Here is a 577-nt window from a genome sequence, read left to right on the forward strand (position 1 = left end):
TAGCACGATGGCACCACCTGATCCCTTCCCGAACTCAGAAGTGAAACATCGTTGCGCCAATGGTAGTGTGGCTCCGGCCATGTGAGAGTAGGTCATCGTCAGCTCCCTATTCCCTAAAAGCCCCCTTTGCGAAAGTAGAGGGGGCTTTTTTTTGGAGATGGGTTAAAGCTTATTTTTATCTCTCATATCTCTCAGCGATCGTAAATAGTCTTTAAGTTGGATCCCAATTGTTTTGCAGACAATCGCCTTCTAAACTATTACCTTATAGACAGGCTTTTATTATTGAGAGAGCCCTATGGCCAGACGATGGGAATATCAATGTTTGTGAGCTTCGTTTACCGAGTATATAGGGTATGGCTGCTGTTGTGGTTTTAAAGGCTCAGTATATTTTGAGTTTTTAACGTATATATTTCAATGAGTTATAATTTATTCCAAATAAAAAATCAAACACCCCCTTGACCCCCACCCAAATACGCGTATAATGCCACCCAGTCGAAAGGGAAGGCGGATTAGAAAGTGGTTTACCACTGACTAACACATTATTAATAGCGCAGCTATTAAGTAATTATCTAGCCTA

Annotated in this window: 1 rRNA gene; it reads left to right on the plus strand. The window is 41.4% G+C overall.

What is annotated here, in order from left to right:
- Positions 1 to 104 (plus strand): 5S ribosomal RNA (gene rrf, locus JMX98_RS14010); the annotation flags it as partial.
- Positions 105 to 577: the final 473 nt, after the last annotated feature.

Source organism: Psychrobacter sp. HII-4 (assembly GCF_904846595.1).
Taxonomy (GTDB): Bacteria; Pseudomonadota; Gammaproteobacteria; order Pseudomonadales; family Moraxellaceae; genus Psychrobacter; species Psychrobacter celer.